The organism is Tatumella sp. JGM118, from assembly GCF_018257515.1.
In the GTDB taxonomy this organism is placed as follows: domain Bacteria; phylum Pseudomonadota; class Gammaproteobacteria; order Enterobacterales; family Enterobacteriaceae; genus Tatumella; species Tatumella terrea.
The window spans coordinates 1-17,595 of sequence record NZ_JAERJR010000004.1 but is presented as its reverse complement, the minus strand read 5'-3'; the positions used below and the strand labels follow the sequence as shown (position 1 = coordinate 17,595).

Annotated in this window: 19 protein-coding genes; 5 read left to right on the top strand and 14 right to left on the bottom strand. The window is 51.2% G+C overall.

Translation table 11 applies throughout. The annotated features are described in order from the left end of the window. Positions 1–7: 7 nt before the first annotated feature. The 12 genes from acpS to JK223_RS05555 all read right to left on the bottom strand — a co-directional run bounded on the left by acpS (position 8) and on the right by JK223_RS05555 (position 10,439). Positions 8–388 carry a holo-ACP synthase gene (gene acpS / locus JK223_RS05610; RefSeq protein ID WP_212713243.1) on the bottom strand — a complete coding sequence of 127 codons (381 nt, stop codon included), beginning with the start codon at positions 386–388 and terminating at the stop codon, positions 8–10. Further along, positions 388–1,119, bottom strand: coding sequence for a pyridoxine 5'-phosphate synthase (pdxJ, locus tag JK223_RS05605; protein WP_212713242.1), 732 nt, complete (start codon positions 1,117–1,119; stop codon positions 388–390). The genes acpS and pdxJ overlap by 1 nt, the downstream gene beginning before the upstream one ends. A gap of 52 nt (positions 1,120–1,171) precedes the next feature. Continuing rightward, complete coding sequence (recO, locus tag JK223_RS05600; protein WP_212713446.1) at positions 1,172–1,903, bottom strand: DNA repair protein RecO; 732 nt, start codon at positions 1,901–1,903, stop codon at positions 1,172–1,174. A 3-nt stretch (positions 1,904–1,906) separates the two neighbouring features. Further along, entirely contained in the window at positions 1,907–2,812 is a 906-nt protein-coding gene (era, locus tag JK223_RS05595; protein ID WP_212713241.1) for a GTPase Era, read from the bottom strand. Continuing rightward, a complete protein-coding gene (rnc, locus tag JK223_RS05590) occupies positions 2,809–3,489 on the bottom strand; it encodes a ribonuclease III (RefSeq protein WP_025903717.1) in 681 nt (226 codons plus the stop codon). Before rnc ends, era begins: the two co-directional genes overlap by 4 nt. A 132-nt stretch (positions 3,490–3,621) precedes the next feature. Further along, on the bottom strand, positions 3,622–4,593 hold the full coding sequence (gene lepB, locus JK223_RS05585) for a signal peptidase I (protein WP_212713240.1): 972 nt from the start codon (positions 4,591–4,593) through the stop codon (positions 3,622–3,624). A 9-nt stretch (positions 4,594–4,602) separates the two neighbouring features. Beyond that, positions 4,603–6,402 carry a translation elongation factor 4 gene (gene lepA / locus JK223_RS05580; RefSeq protein ID WP_212713239.1) on the bottom strand — a complete coding sequence of 600 codons (1,800 nt, stop codon included), beginning with the start codon at positions 6,400–6,402 and terminating at the stop codon, positions 4,603–4,605. A 212-nt stretch (positions 6,403–6,614) separates the two neighbouring features. Continuing rightward, entirely contained in the window at positions 6,615–7,085 is a 471-nt protein-coding gene (gene rseC, locus JK223_RS05575) for a SoxR-reducing system protein RseC (RefSeq protein ID WP_212713238.1), read from the bottom strand. Positions 7,086–7,087: 2 nt separating this feature from the next. Further along, a complete protein-coding gene (gene rseB, locus JK223_RS05570) occupies positions 7,088–8,041 on the bottom strand; it encodes a sigma-E factor regulatory protein RseB (protein ID WP_212713237.1) in 954 nt (317 codons plus the stop codon). Continuing rightward, positions 8,041–8,694 carry an anti-sigma-E factor RseA gene (rseA, locus tag JK223_RS05565; RefSeq protein ID WP_212713236.1) on the bottom strand — a complete coding sequence of 218 codons (654 nt, stop codon included), beginning with the start codon at positions 8,692–8,694 and terminating at the stop codon, positions 8,041–8,043. Before rseA ends, rseB begins: the two co-directional genes overlap by 1 nt. A gap of 29 nt (positions 8,695–8,723) precedes the next feature. Continuing rightward, positions 8,724–9,299 (bottom strand): RNA polymerase sigma factor RpoE, encoded by a 576-nt coding sequence (gene rpoE / locus JK223_RS05560; RefSeq protein ID WP_212713235.1) that lies wholly within the window; start codon positions 9,297–9,299, stop codon positions 8,724–8,726. A 462-nt stretch (positions 9,300–9,761) separates the two neighbouring features. Further along, positions 9,762–10,439, bottom strand: a complete 678-nt coding sequence (locus tag JK223_RS05555) for a tRNA1(Val) (adenine(37)-N6)-methyltransferase (RefSeq protein ID WP_305803610.1) — start codon at positions 10,437–10,439, stop codon at positions 9,762–9,764. A gap of 272 nt (positions 10,440–10,711) precedes the next feature. Here JK223_RS05555 and srmB point away from each other — a divergent pair, with 272 nt between their 5' ends. Next, positions 10,712–12,037, top strand: a complete 1,326-nt coding sequence (srmB, locus tag JK223_RS05550) for an ATP-dependent RNA helicase SrmB (RefSeq protein WP_212713233.1) — start codon at positions 10,712–10,714, stop codon at positions 12,035–12,037. A gap of 216 nt (positions 12,038–12,253) precedes the next feature. Here srmB and grcA read toward each other — a convergent pair whose 3' ends face one another. Next, positions 12,254–12,637, bottom strand: coding sequence for an autonomous glycyl radical cofactor GrcA (gene grcA, locus JK223_RS05545; protein WP_212713232.1), 384 nt, complete (start codon positions 12,635–12,637; stop codon positions 12,254–12,256). 259 nt (positions 12,638–12,896) lie between these two features. Here grcA and ung point away from each other — a divergent pair, with 259 nt between their 5' ends. Beyond that, positions 12,897–13,586, top strand: a complete 690-nt coding sequence (gene ung / locus JK223_RS05540; RefSeq protein ID WP_212713231.1) for a uracil-DNA glycosylase — start codon at positions 12,897–12,899, stop codon at positions 13,584–13,586. A gap of 50 nt (positions 13,587–13,636) precedes the next feature. On the opposite strand, the gene grpE is transcribed toward ung, so the two are convergent. Further along, positions 13,637–14,221, bottom strand: coding sequence for a nucleotide exchange factor GrpE (gene grpE / locus JK223_RS05535; protein WP_212713230.1), 585 nt, complete (start codon positions 14,219–14,221; stop codon positions 13,637–13,639). A 119-nt stretch (positions 14,222–14,340) separates the two neighbouring features. On the opposite strand from grpE, the gene nadK reads away from it, so the two are divergent. The 3 genes from nadK to bamE all read left to right on the top strand — a co-directional run bounded on the left by nadK (position 14,341) and on the right by bamE (position 17,490). Then, a complete protein-coding gene (gene nadK, locus JK223_RS05530; RefSeq protein ID WP_212713229.1) occupies positions 14,341–15,219 on the top strand; it encodes an NAD(+) kinase in 879 nt (292 codons plus the stop codon). Positions 15,220–15,304: 85 nt separating this feature from the next. Next, on the top strand, positions 15,305–16,966 hold the full coding sequence (gene recN, locus JK223_RS05525) for a DNA repair protein RecN (protein WP_212713228.1): 1,662 nt from the start codon (positions 15,305–15,307) through the stop codon (positions 16,964–16,966). 185 nt (positions 16,967–17,151) lie between these two features. Beyond that, a complete protein-coding gene (bamE, locus tag JK223_RS05520) occupies positions 17,152–17,490 on the top strand; it encodes an outer membrane protein assembly factor BamE (protein ID WP_212713227.1) in 339 nt (112 codons plus the stop codon). Positions 17,491–17,595 lie beyond the last annotated feature (105 nt).

Below are 17,595 nucleotides of genomic sequence, written 5' to 3'. Positions count from 1 at the left end.
ATCCGGCTTAGCTTTCCAGGATCACCGTTGCACAGGCATACCGCCGTTCATCTGCCAGGGTGACATGCACATGCTGTACACCCAGCGTTTCGGCCAGGGTGCTCGCCTGACCAAAAAAACGCAGACAGGGTTTGCCAAGCGCATCGTTGTAGACTTCAAACTGATTAAATGCCAGCCCTCCGCGGATACCGGTACCGAATGCCTTAGCCACCGCCTCTTTTACTGCAAAACGCTTGGCCAGAAAACGCACCGGCTGATGGTGTTGCTGATATTGCTGCCATTCAAACCCGGTCAGTACCCGTTTCGCCAGCCGGTCGCCGGAGCGGGTGATCACCTGCTGGATACGTTCTATTTCAACGATGTCTGTCCCTAACCCCAGAATAGCCATTAACGACGCGCTTCCCTCAGCAGAGCCTTCATCTCACTGACGGCACCCGCCAGGCCACTGAACACTGCCTGTCCGATAATGGCATGGCCAATATTCAGCTCATAGATCTGCGGGATAGCGGCGACCGGTAAAACATTATGATAGGTGAGTCCGTGCCCGGCATTCACTTTCAGTCCACGGGATGCAGCATATTCGGCTGCCTGACGGATACGTTCCAGCTCAGCGTCACGGGTCGGGCCTTCTTCTGCTTCAGCATAGGCCCCGGTGTGTAATTCGATATAAGGTGCGCCGGCGGTGACAGCTGCGTCAATCTGTTGCTGATCCGGGTCGATAAACAGTGAGACCTGAATCCCCGCCTGGTTCAGACGGCGTACCGCCTCATTGAGTTTCTCCTGCTGACCGGCCACATCCAGCCCGCCTTCGGTGGTCACTTCCTGGCGTTTTTCCGGCACCAGACAGCAAAAATGCGGTACCGTGTCGCAGGCAATACTCAGCATTTCTTCGGTGACGGCCATTTCCAGGTTCATGCGTGTCTGCAGGGTCTCGCGTAACATACGGACATCACGGTCGGTAATATGCCGGCGATCTTCACGCAGGTGAACCGTGATCCCGTCTGCACCGGCCTGCTCGGCAACAAAAGCCGCCTGCACCGGATCAGGGTAACGGGTGCCTCTGGCATTTCTTAGCGTGGCGATATGGTCAATATTGACCCCTAACAGTAACTCCGTCATACAATCCTCTGTCTTCAATAGCGATACAACACACGGCCATGGCGGCAACCGGTCACTCCTGCGACGGGGATACCGGGCCGGCGGGTAACGTAAACTGCCGGAATAATTCCTGGCTCTTTAAGGGTTTACCCCCAAGATAAGGCTTTAGGGCCATGCGTGTAAAACGTTTTGCAGCTTTCAGAGTGTCACTGTCAGGAAATTCCCGGTCAGAAAGCGCCATCAGCTGCCTGCCGGTGAAACTGCGCTGATTAAGCACCAGGCTGGCAATAAAGCCCTTCTCTTCACGATAGCTGTAAGTCATGGTTTCTGTCACCGGTTCACCACTGCCCGCACAGTGCAGGAAGTCAACGCCATAGCCAAGGTGCCCGAGCACCGCCAGCTCAAACCGGCGCAATACAGGCTCCGGCGTACCGGTGGCTGAAGCCAGCCCCTGGAGACAATAGAGGTAATCGAAGAACAACTCGTCGAAGGGAATTTCCTGCCCAAGCACACGGGACAGCAGTTCGTTGACGTACAGGCCGCAATAGAGATAGCGGCCACTGAGCGGTAACGCCAGGGTCATCGCTTCGGCCGTATGCAGGGTTTTCATTTCTCCTTTGCCGGACCACCGGGCCAGTAAAGGAGTGAAAGGCTGTAACGTGCCCTTCAGCCGGGAGCGTTTAGAGCGGGCTCCTTTGGCGATAACCCGCACCCGCCCCTCATTTTCACTGAACAGATCCAATAGCAGGCTGGTTTCGCTGTAGGGGCGACTATGCAGCACAAAAGCGCGTTGCCAGCCTTCCATCAATTACAGATCGTCAGTATAACCCAGGCTGCGCAACGCACGTTCGTCGTCCGCCCATCCGGATTTCACTTTTACCCAGAGTTCCAGATGCACTTTAGCCTCGAACATCTGTTCCATATCTCTGCGGGCTTCGATACCAATGGTTTTGATACGGGAGCCTTTATTACCGATCACCATTTTTTTCTGGCCTTCACGTTCCACCAGAATCAGGCCGTGAATATCGTAACCGCCACGGTCATTGCTGACGAATTGCTCAATCTCAACCGTCACCGAATACGGCAGTTCAGCACCGAGGAAACGCATCAGCTTTTCGCGGATGATCTCAGAGGCCATAAAGCGCTGGGAACGATCGGTCACATACTCTTCCGGGAAGTGATGTTCGGCTTCCGGTAACAGTTTATGCACGATAGCCGCGATGGTATCGACATTCTTCCCTTCTTCTGCAGAGATCGGCACCACATCCATAAAGTTCATCTTCTGACTCAGCATCTGGATATGGGGCAGCAGAATAGATTTATCCTGCAGATTATCAATTTTATTGATTGCCAGCAGCACCGGGGCTTTTCCGGCCTTCAGTTTACCCAAAACCATCTCATCATCATCGGTCCAGCGGGTGCCTTCAACCACAAAGATAACCAGCTCAACATCGCCAATAGAACTACTGGCTGCACGGTTCATCAGGCGGTTGATCGCCCGCTTTTCTTCCATGTGCAGTCCGGGCGTATCCACATAGATAGCCTGATAGTTATCCCGGGTATCAATACCCATGATACGGTGCCGGGTCGTCTGCGGCTTGCGCGATGTAATAGAGATCTTCTGCCCCAGTAACTGGTTCAGAAGCGTGGATTTACCGACATTCGGACGGCCGACAATTGCGATAAAACCGCAATGGGGTGCTAATTCGCTCATTCAATTCCTAACTTAATCAGTGCCTGTTCGGCAGCTGCCTGTTCTGCTTTACGGCGGCTGGAACCAACACCAACTACCGCTTCATCCATCCCGCTGACCTGACAGTGAATAGTAAATTCCTGGTCATGAGCTTCACCGCGCACCTGTACTACCAGATAAGAAGGTAATGGCAGATGACGGCCTTGCAGAAACTCCTGTAAACGGGTTTTCGGGTCTTTTTGCTTATCGCCAGGGCTTATGGCCTCCAGACGACTCTGATACCAGTTAAGGATCAGTTTTTCTATTTGCTGAATATCACTGTCGAGGAAAATTCCACCGATCAGTGCTTCAACGGCATCGGCCAGGATAGATTCACGGCGGAATCCTCCGCTTTTCAGCTCGCCCGGGCCTAAGCGCAGACACTCGCCGAGTTCAAATTCGCGCGCCATCTCAGCCAGGGTATTCCCCCGTACCAGTGTCGCGCGCATACGGCTCATATCGCCTTCATCCACACGCGGAAAACGCTGATAAAGTGCATTGGCGATAACATAACTCAGAATTGAATCGCCCAGGAATTCAAGTCGTTCATTATGTTTGCTGCTGGCACTTCGGTGGGTTAACGCTTGCTGTAATAATTCTGCTTGAGAAAAAGTATAGCCCAGTTTTCGCTGGAGCTTATTAATCAGGATGGGGTTCATGCGTTTCCAGTCTTATATTACGTCTGTTACTCTGCACAAGGAACAGGGCTGAGACAGCTCTCTCTGTTTCGTGTGCAGTGGCATTTTAGCCATGTTAAGAAACAAGGCCCGTAAAACGGGCCCGCGTGGAGATTAATGGATACCACCGATACGGCTGAGGCGCACACCGGTAGGCCATTGACCTTCCTGTTTGTTAAAACTCATCCAGATAGCGACGGCTTTACCGACCAGGTTCTTCTCAGGGACAAAGCCCCAATAGCGACTATCGGCGCTATTATCACGGTTATCACCCATCATAAAGTATTCACCGGCTGGCACAACCCAGGTCGCAGGCTGTTGACCTGGTTGCTGGTAGTACTGACTGACCTGACTTTGAGCTTCATTGATCAGTAAAATATTGTGCGTCACATCGCCCAGTGTTTCTTTACGGGTGCCGAGACGTAATCCGCCCTTCATGCTCTGATCCAGCGGTAACTGATAGAAGCCATTGCCGACTTCGTTACCGTCGAACCCGCTGAAGGTCTGGATAAACTTGCTCGGCTCCATATCACTGTAAGTCACCGGCAGCGCCTTTCCGCATTGGCCTTCGCCACATCCCGGAATGATGGTCAGTGTTTTACTGAAAGGGTCAAACACAATCTTATCACCCGGCAGACCGATAACCCGCTTAATATAATCCACGCTCGGATCTTTCGGATATTTAAAGACCGCAATATCACCACGTTTCGGATGCCCGGTTGGGATCAGCGTCGTTTGCGTAATCGGGTCTTTCAATCCATAGGCAAATTTTTCGACCAGAATAAAATCGCCAATCAGCAGCGTCGGCATCATAGACGCTGACGGGATCTGGAAGGGTTCAAAAATAAATGAACGGACAATAAATACCACAAACAATACCGGGAATACCGATACTGCAGTTTCAATCCAGCCTGGCTTACGATTGAGGGTATTAAGCGCTGCGTTATCCAGCCCATTGTCTGTCTGTGCCCGCGCCTGTTGTTGCTTAAGGCGGCGAGCCGGTGCCCATTTAAATTTATCGATACACCAGATGATTCCGGTCACCAGTGTAGCCAGTGCCAGAATCAGTGCAAACATATTTGCCATGCCAGGTCCTTATTTATTGTCCTTACCCACATGCAGAATAGCCAGAAACGCTTCCTGAGGTAATTCCACATTACCTACCTGCTTCATACGTTTTTTACCGTCTTTCTGCTTCTGCAACAGCTTCTTCTTACGACTGACGTCACCGCCATAACATTTGGCGAGTACGTTTTTACGTAATTGTTTCACTGTTGAACGGGCAATGATGTGATTACCAATCGCGGCCTGGATCGCAATATCGAACTGCTGACGTGGGATCAGTTCTTTCATTTTCTCAACGAACTCACGTCCGCGATACTGCGAATTATCCCGGTGGGTAATCAGTGCCAATGCATCGACACGTTCTGAGTTAATCAGAACATCGACACGTACCATGTCAGAGGCCTGGAATCGTTTGAAATTATAGTCCAGAGAAGCATAACCCCGTGAAGTCGATTTCAGACGGTCAAAGAAGTCGAGAACCACTTCTGCCATCGGAATTTCATAGGTCAGTGCTACCTGGTTTCCATGATAAACCATGTTGGTTTGGACGCCGCGTTTCTCAATACAAAGTGTAATGACATTCCCCAGGAATTCCTGCGGTAACAGCATATGACACTCTGCAATCGGTTCGCGTAGTTCTTCAATGTTGTTCAGAGGTGGTAACTTGGAAGGGCTATCCACATAAACGATACCACCATCGGTGGTCTGAACCTCATAGACTACCGTCGGTGCTGTGGTAATCAGGTCGAGGTCATATTCGCGCTCCAGACGTTCCTGGATGATCTCCATGTGCAGCAGGCCCAGGAATCCGCAACGGAAACCAAAGCCCAGTGCCGTCGAACTTTCCGGCTCATAGAATAACGAGGCGTCGTTCAGGCTCAGTTTACCCAGAGCATCCCTGAAGGCTTCATAATCGTCGGAGCTGACCGGGAACAGTCCGGCGTAAACCTGTGGCTTCACTTTCTTGAAGCCGGGTAACGCTTTATCGGCAGAGTTTTTGGCACCCGTCAGGGTATCCCCGACCGGGGCGCCCAGGATGTCTTTAATAGCACACACCAGCCAGCCAACTTCACCACATTTCAGTTCGGTACGGTCGACCCGTTTTGGCGTGAAGATGCCGAGACGATCGGCGTTATACACCTGACCGGTACTCATCACCTTAATTTTTTCGCCTTTGCGCAGGGTTCCGTTTTTGATACGTACCAGGGAAACGACGCCCAGATAGTTATCAAACCAGGAGTCAATGATCAGTGCCTGCAGCGGGCCTTCCGGATCACCTTCCGGTGGCGGGATATCACGGACTAAACGTTCCAGCACTTCCGGCACGCCGACGCCGGTTTTGGCAGAACAGCGGACCGCATCGGTCGCATCGATCCCGACGATATCTTCAATTTCCTGAGAAACTTTGTCCGGATCTGCCGCCGGCAGGTCGATTTTATTCAGTACCGGCACCACTTCCAGATCCATTTCCATGGCGGTATAGCAGTTTGCCAGTGTCTGAGCTTCCACGCCCTGCCCTGCATCCACCACCAGCAATGCCCCTTCGCAGGCCGCCAGTGAACGGGAAACTTCATAAGAGAAGTCGACATGTCCCGGGGTATCGATGAAATTCAGCTGATAAGTCTGACCATCCTGAGACTTATAATCGAGGGTGACACTCTGCGCTTTAATGGTAATGCCACGTTCACGTTCCAGATCCATTGAATCCAGGACCTGTGCGGCCATTTCGCGATCAGTTAATCCGCCACACGTCTGGATCAGGCGATCGGAAAGCGTGGATTTACCGTGATCGATGTGCGCGATAATGGAAAAGTTTCTTATATGCTTCATTTATATGAATATCTTCGCGTAAAAACGTCTGTTGAATACCAGGGCACAGAGATGATAAGTAACATCACTCGTTACTCGTATTGAGTCAGCCTCATTAATGAGGAGGCATATTACACTGTTAACGCGCGGTACGAAAGCCGCTAGCCTGGTGTAATTGCAACAGGGGAAAGGAAATTAAGGATACAAAAAGGCCGGACAATGTCCGGCCCGGCTTACTCGTAACGGGTCGCATCCACACGCAGAATATCCGGAGGTAATGCCACACTCAGGATCACCGGCTGAAACGCTTCTTTATCACCAATTAATGCCGAAATACCTTTCGATAAAATAAACCCGCCGACACCGCCGAGTAATGCCCCGCTCGCGGAGGCCAGATCGGAATGAAAGAGTGCCTGAAACAGGCCAGCGACCAGAAACAGCCCGATCAATGGCGTCATATAGACCAGTAAGGCCGAGCCTAACAGGCTGCTTTCCCGGATGCCGATCTCAATCCGCTGTCCGGCCTTCAGCGGCTGCTTGCTGGCGATTTTGATCACCTCAGCATCCTCCGGCCCGAGCTTATTCAGCAAATGACTACCACACCCTTTACGGGCATTACAGCTATTGCAGGAAGTCTTCGCTTCAGTATACAGCGTCGCGACCCCGTTATCCCAGGACGCGACCGTCGCCCACTCTTTCATCATAATCAGTTACCCGCATCCACGTTATCTGCAATCCGTTTTGCCGTCGCTGCAGGCAGTTCACCCACAACGCTAATCTCCTTATTATTGCGCACTTCTATCTGAACCGTACGACGCCCAGTGCGGTATGTCTGATTTATGCTGTTTTTATCAGCATCTGTAACATTGATGGTAAAGCTGAACAACCCGTCAGAATATAAACGCGTTTCAAAGGATTTATTCACATTCGGTAACTGACGACGGTTCTGCGATATCATCTGCATACCTGAAGGGATCCAGCCGGTCTTCCAGCGAAAGGCCGTCTTTTCTCCGCCCGGCAGTGATAATGCCGGTGGCAGATTGGCATTCTTCAGGCCTTGCATCATATGAACGACGCCCTGGTCTACCGCAAAACTGATCACCTGAAATTGCTCTATCGGCTCGCCATCCTGATCCAGTAAGTCTACGCGCAGCGGTAATGAGGTATCCACATCCAGCCAGATAACATAGCTAAACCGTGAACCATCCCGTGAAACGACACGCAAGACATCACACATCTGATCGGCCACACGGGAGCGGCCCACCGGAATAAAATCATAGAAATTGTGCAGACGGTTAAAGTCCGCATACAGCACCGAAGGCAATCCATCCAGAATATGTTCACCCGGCAAGGTGAAAGGCTGTAGCCCTGCATCAAAATAACTGATGTCATTTCCGCGCTGAATCACTTCCCGTCGCGGACCATCCATCTGGAGTAATTGCGCATAGGTTTGACCGTCGACTATGGCATGGCGATAACGCAACGATTCAATGCCCTGGCGGGAGACATTGATATAGGCGAGTTCATAATTGAGCGAGGTACTGGCTTTTTCCATCTGCTGCAACATCGTCTCTGGCGCAGCCGGTTGCTGCGCAGAGACGAAAGGAGATAACAGCAAACTACCGGTCAGTGCGGTAACAAAAAGCAAATGTTTTTTCATTACTGCTGCTGAATACCTAGAGACTGGTTACCCGGTACATTCACCTGAGCCTGTTCCGGAACACCGGACTCAAACTGGTCATTATTCAGACGACGTTGTAATTCGTAGTCCTGCAGCATCGCATTCACCTGCTGCTGCTGTTGCTGTACCTGCCGGGAAGCTCCGCCCGCATCAAAGATATCGGAAGGCACCCCGAGGCTTACCGGTGAGGCTTTACCCATCATCGGCAGAGTATTAAATGCCGGGCTGTCTGACGATTCGGTGACATGGTCGGCAGATGCGGTATCGTAGTGCTGAACGCCGACAATGACGGCCAGCGAAACACAGGCTGCTACACCCGCCTGAGCCAGTTGTGAAACCCATGCCCCCTTTTTGCCAAAGAAAGGCATACGGCTCCAGCGTGAAGGTTCCGGCTGAGCTTCCGGGATCAATGTCGAGACATTATTACGTACGGGTTCCTGCGCAATGGCCTCTGCCACCCGTGCAGAGATGTCAAAGTGCAATTCTGAGGCAAGATCACCACGCATCGTGTCACGGATCAGGTGATAACTTTCCCAGCGCTGCTGCAATTCCACATCTTCCGCCAGTGAAGTAAGCAGTGACTTATCTAAGACTTCACCATCCATTAACGCGGAAAGTTGTTCTTTCTGCATGCCATTTACCTTTCAAGTAGCCGCGACCATTAACGCTGGATCAACGGTTGAACTTTGTTATCAATAGCCTCGCGGGCCCTGAAAATACGGGAACGCACGGTTCCTACAGGACAATCCATGATTCCGGCGATTTCTTCGTAACTCAGACCATCAATTTCACGAAGGGTAATCGCCATCCGCAAGTCCTCTGGTAATGTTTCGATCGTCCGGAATACAATTTGTTTCAATTCATCAGACAACATTAAGTTCTCAGGGTTCGAAATTTCTTTTAATGCCCCTGCACTTTCGAAATTTTCTGCCTCTGAGGCATCCACATCACTGGAAGGTGGCCTGCGGCCCTGAGCTACCAGATAGTTTTTAGCGGTGTTGACTGCAATACGGTATAACCACGTATAAAAGGCACTATCGCCGCGAAAGGATTCCAACGCACGATATGCTTTAATAAACGATTCCTGCACCACATCCGGGACATCCCCGGGGGGTACATAGCGCGACACAAGGCTTGCCACTTTATGCTGGTATCTTATCACCAGTAAATTAAATGACTTCTGATCCCCTTTCTGGACGCGCTCAACAAGAACCTGATCTGTTAACTGCTCGCTCATCCGAGGTTGTATCCCCACAAAATATGTTCTACATCCAATGAAATCACCAGTTACATCTCATCCTATATGAGCAAGCAATTCCTTTGAGTAGACTCTTTAAAGAAAGTTCAGATTTTTCCTGCTTCTCCGCTGACACATTAAAATTTCAGACCCACAATGCGGTGTGCGGACAGCTCAGAATCCCGAACTAAGTCCCTCTTCTCACTTCAGAAATGAGTCAGGGCTGTTTTACTGGCAGGTTACCCGATTGCAGAAAGCATTTCACCCCAATTTCAGAGTCTCGAAAGTTTTTCCGCCCGGCTCCTGACCCTGCGCCGGCACCGGGCGGTTCAGGGCCGGCGGTCGGGGTATGCGCCTGACCTCCCGAAGCAGAGCCATGACGACGGTTCAGGCCGAAAATTCACGCTATTGTCATTACTGTCTGGTACAAACTATAGCAAACTCCCGGCCGGGGTCGCAGGGTTATTCGTGAGGCCTGGGCAGGTAAAATTCGCCGGTCAGTGCCTGATAATCATCGGAATATTTCCCGGAAGGGTCGCGGATCACCAGGGTCCGCTGTGCAGTCTCTCCTGCAAGGAGGGAAAACACCAGTAATAAACGATGCGGCGCTCTCAGCGCATACTCCGTGATCGTCAGCCGCTGGCGTAAATGCCATCCGCAGGCCTGCGCGAGGCGGGTAAACTCATGACCGGTCTCTGCAGGCAGGATCACACAAAATAATCCATCCGTGGCGAGCAGTTTTTTAGCACTGAGCAACAGCCCTTCATGCGTCAGAGTCCCGGTATAACGTGCCATCCCGCGCGCAGGGTTACGACACCCGGGTCCGGGTGTATAAAAAGGAGGATTGCTGACAATAACCGGATAGCGTGACTCCGTTCCCCCGCACCAGTGCAGAATGTCGGCATGATGTACGGTAATGCTGTCGGGCCATGGTGATTCAGCAATGTTATCCCGCGACTGCTCAACTGCCGTTGCCTCCAGTTCAATCGCATCGATAACCGGTGGCGTACCCCGCGCGTGAAGACGCTGGGCAAGCATCAATGAAATAAGACCACTGCCGCTGCCAATATCCAGAACGCGGCCATCCGGGGGTAACGGCGCGGCGGCACCTAAAATTATTCCATCGGTACTGACTTTCATGCCACACTTATCATGTGCGACGAAAAATTGTCTGAAGGTGAATCCGTTTTTTCTGAATGTACGCGCAACCGGCATCCGCCATCTCCTGCATTATTTTGCCCCTGACATCCGGGGCACCAGTGTAACCGGCAAAAATAAATATTACCGCGAAAAACCTTACTCAGCAGGCCGATGGCAGACAGAAAGCGTGTTTATCCGCCAGGGTTGCGCAGACAATAGATGAAGAATGCGTCCGAAGTGTCTATAATCGGCGCCCCAAACAGAGGTAGACCATGACTGTAACCACTTTTTCCGAACTTGAACTTGATGAAAGCCTGCTGAATGCATTGCAGGATAAGAACTACACACGTCCCACTGCAGTACAGGCAGAGGCAATTCCACCTGCTCTGGATGGACGTGATGTCCTGGGTTCTGCACCAACAGGCACCGGAAAAACAGCGGCCTATTTACTGCCAGCTCTGCAACACCTGCTCGATTTCCCGCGCAAGAAATCCGGCCCGCCCCGCATTCTTATCCTTACGCCGACCCGTGAACTGGCGATGCAGGTGGCCGATCAGGCCCGTGAGTTAGCGAAATATACCCATCTGGATATTTCGACCATCACCGGCGGCGTGGCTTATATGAACCACGCAGAAGTATTCAGTACCAACCAGGATGTGGTGGTAGCGACCACGGGGCGTCTGCTGCAGTACATTAAAGAAGAGAACTTTGACTGCCGCGCCGTAGAAACCCTGATCCTCGATGAAGCCGACAGAATGCTGGATATGGGGTTCGCGCAGGATATCGAAACGATCGCTGCTGAAACCCGCTGGCGTAAGCAGACCTTATTGTTCTCCGCGACACTCGAAGGAGAGCATATTGAAGAATTTGCTCAGCGTATTCTGAATGAGCCACTGGTCATTGATGCTGAACCGAGCCGTCGTGAGCGTAAGAAAATCCAGCAATGGTATTACCGCGCGGATGATCTGGAGCACAAAACAAAACTGTTGATCCATCTGCTGAAGCAGCCAGAGGCGACCCGGACTATCGTTTTTGTTCGTAAGCGTGAACGACTGCACGAAGTGGCTGAATGGATCCGTCAGGCCGATATCCGCTGTAGCTATCTTGAAGGCGAAATGGTTCAGGCGAAACGTAACGAAGCCATTAAGCGCCTGAATGAAGGCCGCGTTAACGTCCTGGTAGCAACAGATGTGGCCGCCCGGGGGATTGATATTGATGACGTGACACTGGTCATTAACTTCGATCTGCCACGTACCGCAGACACCTATCTGCACCGTATCGGACGTACCGGGCGTGCGGGACGTAAAGGTACCGCCCTGTCTCTGGTCGAAGCTCATGACAATGAATTACTGCTGAAGATTGGCCGCTACCTGAATGAGCCACTGAAAGCCCGTACCATCAGTGAACTGCGGCCTCAGACGCGGGCACCTGCCGCTACCGGACCGAAGAAACCGTCTAAGAAGCAGCTGGAAAAGCGTAAAGAAAAGAAAAAAGAAGACGATAAAAAACCACGGGTTAAAAAACGCCACCGTGATACAAAAAATATCGGTAAGCGCCGCACGCCTTCTTCTCAGGCAAGCGAAAGCTCTGAAAGCTGATTGTTTTTAAAATCAACAGCACCTCAAAAAAGTCGCCCGTAACGGGCGATTTTTTTTGGAGATATGAGGATAATTTTGCTCTCAGACGGGCCGCTTTTCTGATAATCAGCAAAAATCAGTGACAGAATAAATAAATTACGTTAATGCTTTGATTAGTCTTATGATTTGTCTGTACAAAAAAAGGCGCATCGCGCCTTTTTGTTCACTCTGAACGCGTTACAGACTTTCGGTAAAAGTGCGGGTGATAACATCCCGTTGCTGTTCCGGAGTCAGTGAGTTAAAACGGACAGCATAGCCTGACACACGGATAGTCAGTTGCGGATATTTTTCCGGATTTTTTACCGCATCTTCCAGCGTTTCACGACGTAAGACATTCACGTTCAGGTGCTGTCCGCCTTCGACACGTACCTGAGATTTCATTTCCAGGGGGATTTCACGGTACTCGATGTCTCCCAGTTCCTGTAAAGCAACCACCTGATCCTGCTGATAATCCCCCTTCGCACACAGGCAACGAACTTCAGCGTTTTCGTCATCCAGTAACCAGAATGAATTAAGCAGAGCATTATTGGTGGTTTTTGTGATTTGAATTCCATTAATCATTTAGCGCCTCCCGGGGCTTGTACGGTCATACAAGAGAGTAATCTGAATCAACTATCTGCTCACTGTATAACTTATGTACAGAAAGGTATCTTTGATATTTATCAACAAACCACAGCCATCCGGGATGATTTAAATCTAACCCTATGAAATAAAACAATAAAATGAATAAACTTTATTTGCAGAAGTTAAAATAAATTTTAACCCTTTACCCGTCACCGAAATTAGTTAAGCTGACCGGCAAAATATTCAGGAGCGGATCATGACAACAACACAGACATGGCACGATGTGCTGGCGGCGGAGAAACAGCAGGACTACTTTATTGACACACTGAATACGGTCGCAGAGCGCCGTCAGCAGGGTGTGACTGTCTACCCGCCACAGAAAGATGTATTTAATGCTTTCCGGCTGACAGAACTTCATCAGGTCAATGTTGTGATCCTGGGACAGGATCCTTATCACGGACCCGGACAAGCGCACGGACTGGCGTTTTCGGTACTGCCAGGCATCGCAACTCCCCCGTCCTTATTGAATATGTACAAGGAGCTGGAAAAGGATATCCCCGGCTTCACGCGTCCGAATCACGGCTATCTGGCCAGCTGGGCCACTCAGGGGGTACTGCTGCTGAATACGGTACTGACCGTGGAGGCCGGTAAGGCACATTCACATGCACGACTGGGATGGGAGCAGTTCACCGATAAAGTGATAGAAGAAATTAATCAGCACAGGGAAGGCGTGGTTTTTCTGCTCTGGGGGGCTCATGCTCAAAAGAAAGGCAGGATCATCGACAGGGAGCGCCATCATGTGCTGCAGGCTCCCCACCCTTCGCCGTTATCAGCGCATCGGGGCTTTTTTGGCTGCGGGCATTTTTCAGAGACTAATAAACGACTGGAGCAATCAGGACGCGCTCCTATCCACTGGATGCCGGAATTACCGGAAACGACATCCTGATAGCATCCTTCCCGGCAGCCTCTGCTGCCGGGAGAGGATAAAACCCGCTATCAGGCTTTACCCTTCGATACTGCCACCATCGCAGGACGCAACAGACGACCATTCAGGGTATAGCCGTTCTGCATCACCATCAGGACATGGTTAGCCGCAACGTCATCAGATTCCATCATCGACATAGCCTGATGCAGTTCAGGGTTGAACGGTACGTGAGTCTCCCCCACTACTTCAACACCGAATTTACGTACCGCACCCAGCAGGGATTTCAGGGTCAGTTCGATACCTTCGATCATCGATGCCAGCTCCGGATTATTTTTATCCGCCACCTGCAGCGCACGTTCCAGGTTATCAATCACCGGTAATAATTCATTAGAGAATTTTTCCAGTGCAAATTTATGGGCTTTTTCAATATCCAGTTCACAACGGCGACGGACATTTTCAATCTCAGCCTGGGCACGTAATTGAGCTTCACGGACACCGCCACTCAATTGTGCGACTTCGGCTTCGAGTTGAGCAATACGCTCATCACGGGTATCCGTCGTCCCGGAGGTTTCTGCATTTTCAGCCGTAGTCTGTTGTTCTGCGGCCTGCTCTTCTGAAAATTGCTCGTTAGGGGTATTCTGTTCTTTACTGCTCATGAAAATCTCCGCGTTTTCCATAGTCATATCGCCGATAGGCTTATTATGGGGATCAAAATTTCGGATTCAAGGGACTGTGTCATATTGACTGCTGTTTTGGTGAGAGGAATAGCCTGCAAATGAATAAATTTTTTAACTGCATTGGTATCGTGGGACATCCGCGTCATCCCAACGCCTTAGCGACCCATGAAATGTTATGTCACTGGCTGACGACCTCCGGATATCAGGTGATTGTCGAGCAACAGATTGCCGATGATCTGAATCTGCGCGAAGTCATGACCGGCACACTGGCAGAAATTGGTCAGCAGGCCGACCTGGCCGTGGTGATAGGGGGAGATGGCAACATGCTTGGCGCAGCCCGTGTGCTTTCCCGCTATGATATTAAAGTGATCGGGGTCAACCGCGGGAATCTGGGGTTCCTGACCGATCTCGATCCGGAAAATGCGCGTCAGCAACTGGCAGAAGTCCTTGAGGGGAATTTCTTTACTGAACAACGCTTTTTACTCGAAGCTCAGGTTTCAAGACCGCAACAGACGCCGCGGGTTGCCACCGCCATTAATGAAGTGGTGCTCCATCCCGGTAAGGTCGCTCATATGATTGAGTTTGAGGTCTATATTGATAACAATTTTGCCTTTTCTCAGCGTTCCGACGGGCTGATTATCGCGACACCCACCGGCTCAACCGCCTACTCACTCTCTGCCGGTGGACCTATTCTGACACCGGGTCTGGAAGCGATCAGCGTGGTGCCGATGTTCCCGCATACCTTGTCTGCCCGTCCGCTCGTGATCAACAGCAGCAGTGTCATTCACCTGCGCTTTTCTTCATTGCGTAGCGATCTGGAAATCAGTTGTGACAGCCAGATAGCGCTGCCCATCCGGGAGGGAGAAGAAGTGCTGATCAAGCGCAGCCCGCAGCATCTGGATCTCATCCATCCCAAAAATTACAATTACTTTAATACGTTAAGTACTAAACTCGGCTGGTCGAAAAAATTATTCTGAAAATTATGCCCGGTCTCTTTACTGTATAAAAAACCAGTTTATACTGTATAAAAAAACAGTCATGTTTTTCTATACAGGTGATACTATGCTGGCACAACTGACCATCAGCAATTTTGCAATCGTTCGTGAACTCGATATCGACTTTCAACAGGGCATGACCGCAATTACCGGCGAAACCGGTGCGGGGAAATCCATTGCGATAGATGCGCTCAGTTTGTGTCTCGGCGCCCGGGCTGATGCCAGTATGGTCAGGCCCGGCGCCGCCAGAGCGGATATCTGTGCCCGCTTCCGTTTAACCGCCTCCCCGTCCGCCAGACAGTGGCTGGCTGACAATCATCTCGATGATAATGAAGAATGCCTGCTCCGACGGGTGATCAATGCCGATGGCCGTTCGCGCGGGTTTATCAATGGTACGTCAGTGCCCCTGTCCCAGTTACGTGAACTGGGACAGTTACTGATCCAAATCCACGGTCAGCATGCACACCAGTTGCTACTGAAGCCGGAACATCAGCGTCATCTGCTGGATGCTTATGCTGATCCGACCCGGTTATCGGAGAAAATGCAGCATCATTATCAGCAATGGCATCATGCCTGTCGGACACTCGCGGTACTGCAGCAGCAAACTCAGGAACGGGAAGCCCGCCGGGAATTATTACAGTACCAGCTAAAAGAACTTAATAGCTTCTCTCCTCAGCAGGGCGAGTATGAAGGGGCGGACAGTGAGTACAAACAACTGGCCAGCAGCGGTCAGCGCCTGACCGTGAGCCAGCAGGCATCCAGTATGCTCTCTGACGGTGACGACACCACATTACAATCTCTGCTCTACAGTGCCCGACAGACCGTGGGTGAGCTTATATCGATGGATGACAGCCTGACCCCGGTACTTAGTATGCTGGACGATGCCTCGATTCTGGTCAGTGAAGCCGCCGATGAACTCCGCCACTACTGCGAGCGCATAGACCTCGATCCCAACCGGTTACAGGATCTGGAACAGCGTATTTCGCGCCAGATTTCCCTGGCCCGTAAACACCATGTCGCCCCGGAAAGCCTGCCGGATTTACATCAGCAATTGCTGGAAGAGTATCAGCAACTGGAACAACATGACGATGAACTGGAAGCTCTGAGCCAGCAGGTCGGAGAACTGCATCAGGCTGCGCTGGAGACGGCACGTGAATTACATCAGCAGCGTTGTCATTTTGCGGCTGAGTTATCCGAAAAGATCACGACCTCTATCCATGAGCTTTCGATGCAGCATGGCCGGTTTACTATCGACGTCATCTTCCGTGAAGACCGTTTAACCCCTCAGGGAGCTGACCAGATTGAATTCCGTGTCAGTACTAACCCGGGCCAGCCGCTGCAGGCTCTGGCGCGCGTCGCCTCCGGGGGAGAACTGTCGCGTATCGCCCTGGCAATTCAGGTGATTACCGCACAGAAAATGGAGACGCCGGCGATGATTTTTGATGAAGTCGATGTCGGTATCAGCGGCCCGACGGCTGCTATCGTCGGTAAAATGCTGCGTCAGTTAGGTGAATCCACTCAGGTGATGTGTGTCACCCACCTTCCGCAGGTCGCGGGCTGTGGCCACAGTCATTTCTTTATCAGTAAAATTACCGATGGTTCGATGACAGAAACCCAGATGCGGCTGCTGGATAAGTCTGCCCGCCTGCATGAACTGGCCCGGTTACTGGGTGGAAGTGAAGTCACCCGTAACACTCTGGCGAACGCAAAAGAACTTTTAGCCGCCTGACAGGGCACTTTTTTTCTTATCGGAAGTCATATGCATGCCCTGCAAAGGTTTCCATCTGGCGAAAGGTCTATTATTATCGGTATCTTGTATCGCCGGACGAAGTAAACCTGTTACAGGCAGCATTCATCGTTGATGGCAAAGAACCGCCTTGCACAGGCATATGTGTCCGAAAAAGGAATCTATACATGCGCAGTAAAATACTGGCTGCTGCTGCAGTAGTAATGTTGATGACAACCGCTGGCTGCTCAACACTTGAACGAGTTGTCTATCGTCCGGATATCAATCAGGGTAACTACCTGGTAGCAAGCGACATCAGTAAGCTGCATACCGGAATGGATCAGCAACAGGTGGCATATACCCTCGGAACCCCGATGATGAAGGATCCTTTCGGCAGTAATGTGTGGTATTACGTGTTCCGCCGCGAGCCGGGCCATGAGAAAGTCACTCAGCAGACGCTGACGCTGACGTTTGACAGTAATGGTATCCTGACAAACATCGATAATAAACCGGCATTGACCCAATAATCTGGCCGCGTTATCACCGTCGGTAGCAAGTAAAAGACCACCTTCTTAGAAGGTGGCTTTTGAGAATGCCCCCTGTAAGGGGGGCTACTTTCACCTTCCGCTTAC

Excerpts from the sequence above, each read along its gene's own strand:
- acpS (WP_212713243.1), bottom strand. The coding sequence starts at position 388 with ATGGCTATTCTGGGGTTAGGGACAGACATCGTTGAAATAGAACGTATC.
- pdxJ (WP_212713242.1), bottom strand. The coding sequence starts at position 1,119 with ATGACGGAGTTACTGTTAGGGGTCAATATTGACCATATCGCCACGCTA.
- recO (WP_212713446.1), bottom strand. The coding sequence starts at position 1,903 with ATGGAAGGCTGGCAACGCGCTTTTGTGCTGCATAGTCGCCCCTACAGC.
- era (WP_212713241.1), bottom strand. The coding sequence starts at position 2,812 with ATGAGCGAATTAGCACCCCATTGCGGTTTTATCGCAATTGTCGGCCGT.
- rnc (WP_025903717.1), bottom strand. The coding sequence starts at position 3,489 with ATGAACCCCATCCTGATTAATAAGCTCCAGCGAAAACTGGGCTATACT.
- lepB (WP_212713240.1), bottom strand. The coding sequence starts at position 4,593 with ATGGCAAATATGTTTGCACTGATTCTGGCACTGGCTACACTGGTGACC.
- lepA (WP_212713239.1), bottom strand. The coding sequence starts at position 6,402 with ATGAAGCATATAAGAAACTTTTCCATTATCGCGCACATCGATCACGGT.
- rseC (WP_212713238.1), bottom strand. The coding sequence starts at position 7,085 with ATGATGAAAGAGTGGGCGACGGTCGCGTCCTGGGATAACGGGGTCGCG.
- rseB (WP_212713237.1), bottom strand. The coding sequence starts at position 8,041 with ATGAAAAAACATTTGCTTTTTGTTACCGCACTGACCGGTAGTTTGCTG.
- rseA (WP_212713236.1), bottom strand. The coding sequence starts at position 8,694 with ATGCAGAAAGAACAACTTTCCGCGTTAATGGATGGTGAAGTCTTAGAT.
- rpoE (WP_212713235.1), bottom strand. The coding sequence starts at position 9,299 with ATGAGCGAGCAGTTAACAGATCAGGTTCTTGTTGAGCGCGTCCAGAAA.
- JK223_RS05555 (WP_305803610.1), bottom strand. The coding sequence starts at position 10,439 with ATGAAAGTCAGTACCGATGGAATAATTTTAGGTGCCGCCGCGCCGTTA.
- srmB (WP_212713233.1), top strand. The coding sequence starts at position 10,712 with ATGACTGTAACCACTTTTTCCGAACTTGAACTTGATGAAAGCCTGCTG.
- grcA (WP_212713232.1), bottom strand. The coding sequence starts at position 12,637 with ATGATTAATGGAATTCAAATCACAAAAACCACCAATAATGCTCTGCTT.
- ung (WP_212713231.1), top strand. The coding sequence starts at position 12,897 with ATGACAACAACACAGACATGGCACGATGTGCTGGCGGCGGAGAAACAG.
- grpE (WP_212713230.1), bottom strand. The coding sequence starts at position 14,221 with ATGAGCAGTAAAGAACAGAATACCCCTAACGAGCAATTTTCAGAAGAG.
- nadK (WP_212713229.1), top strand. The coding sequence starts at position 14,341 with ATGAATAAATTTTTTAACTGCATTGGTATCGTGGGACATCCGCGTCAT.
- recN (WP_212713228.1), top strand. The coding sequence starts at position 15,305 with ATGCTGGCACAACTGACCATCAGCAATTTTGCAATCGTTCGTGAACTC.
- bamE (WP_212713227.1), top strand. The coding sequence starts at position 17,152 with ATGCGCAGTAAAATACTGGCTGCTGCTGCAGTAGTAATGTTGATGACA.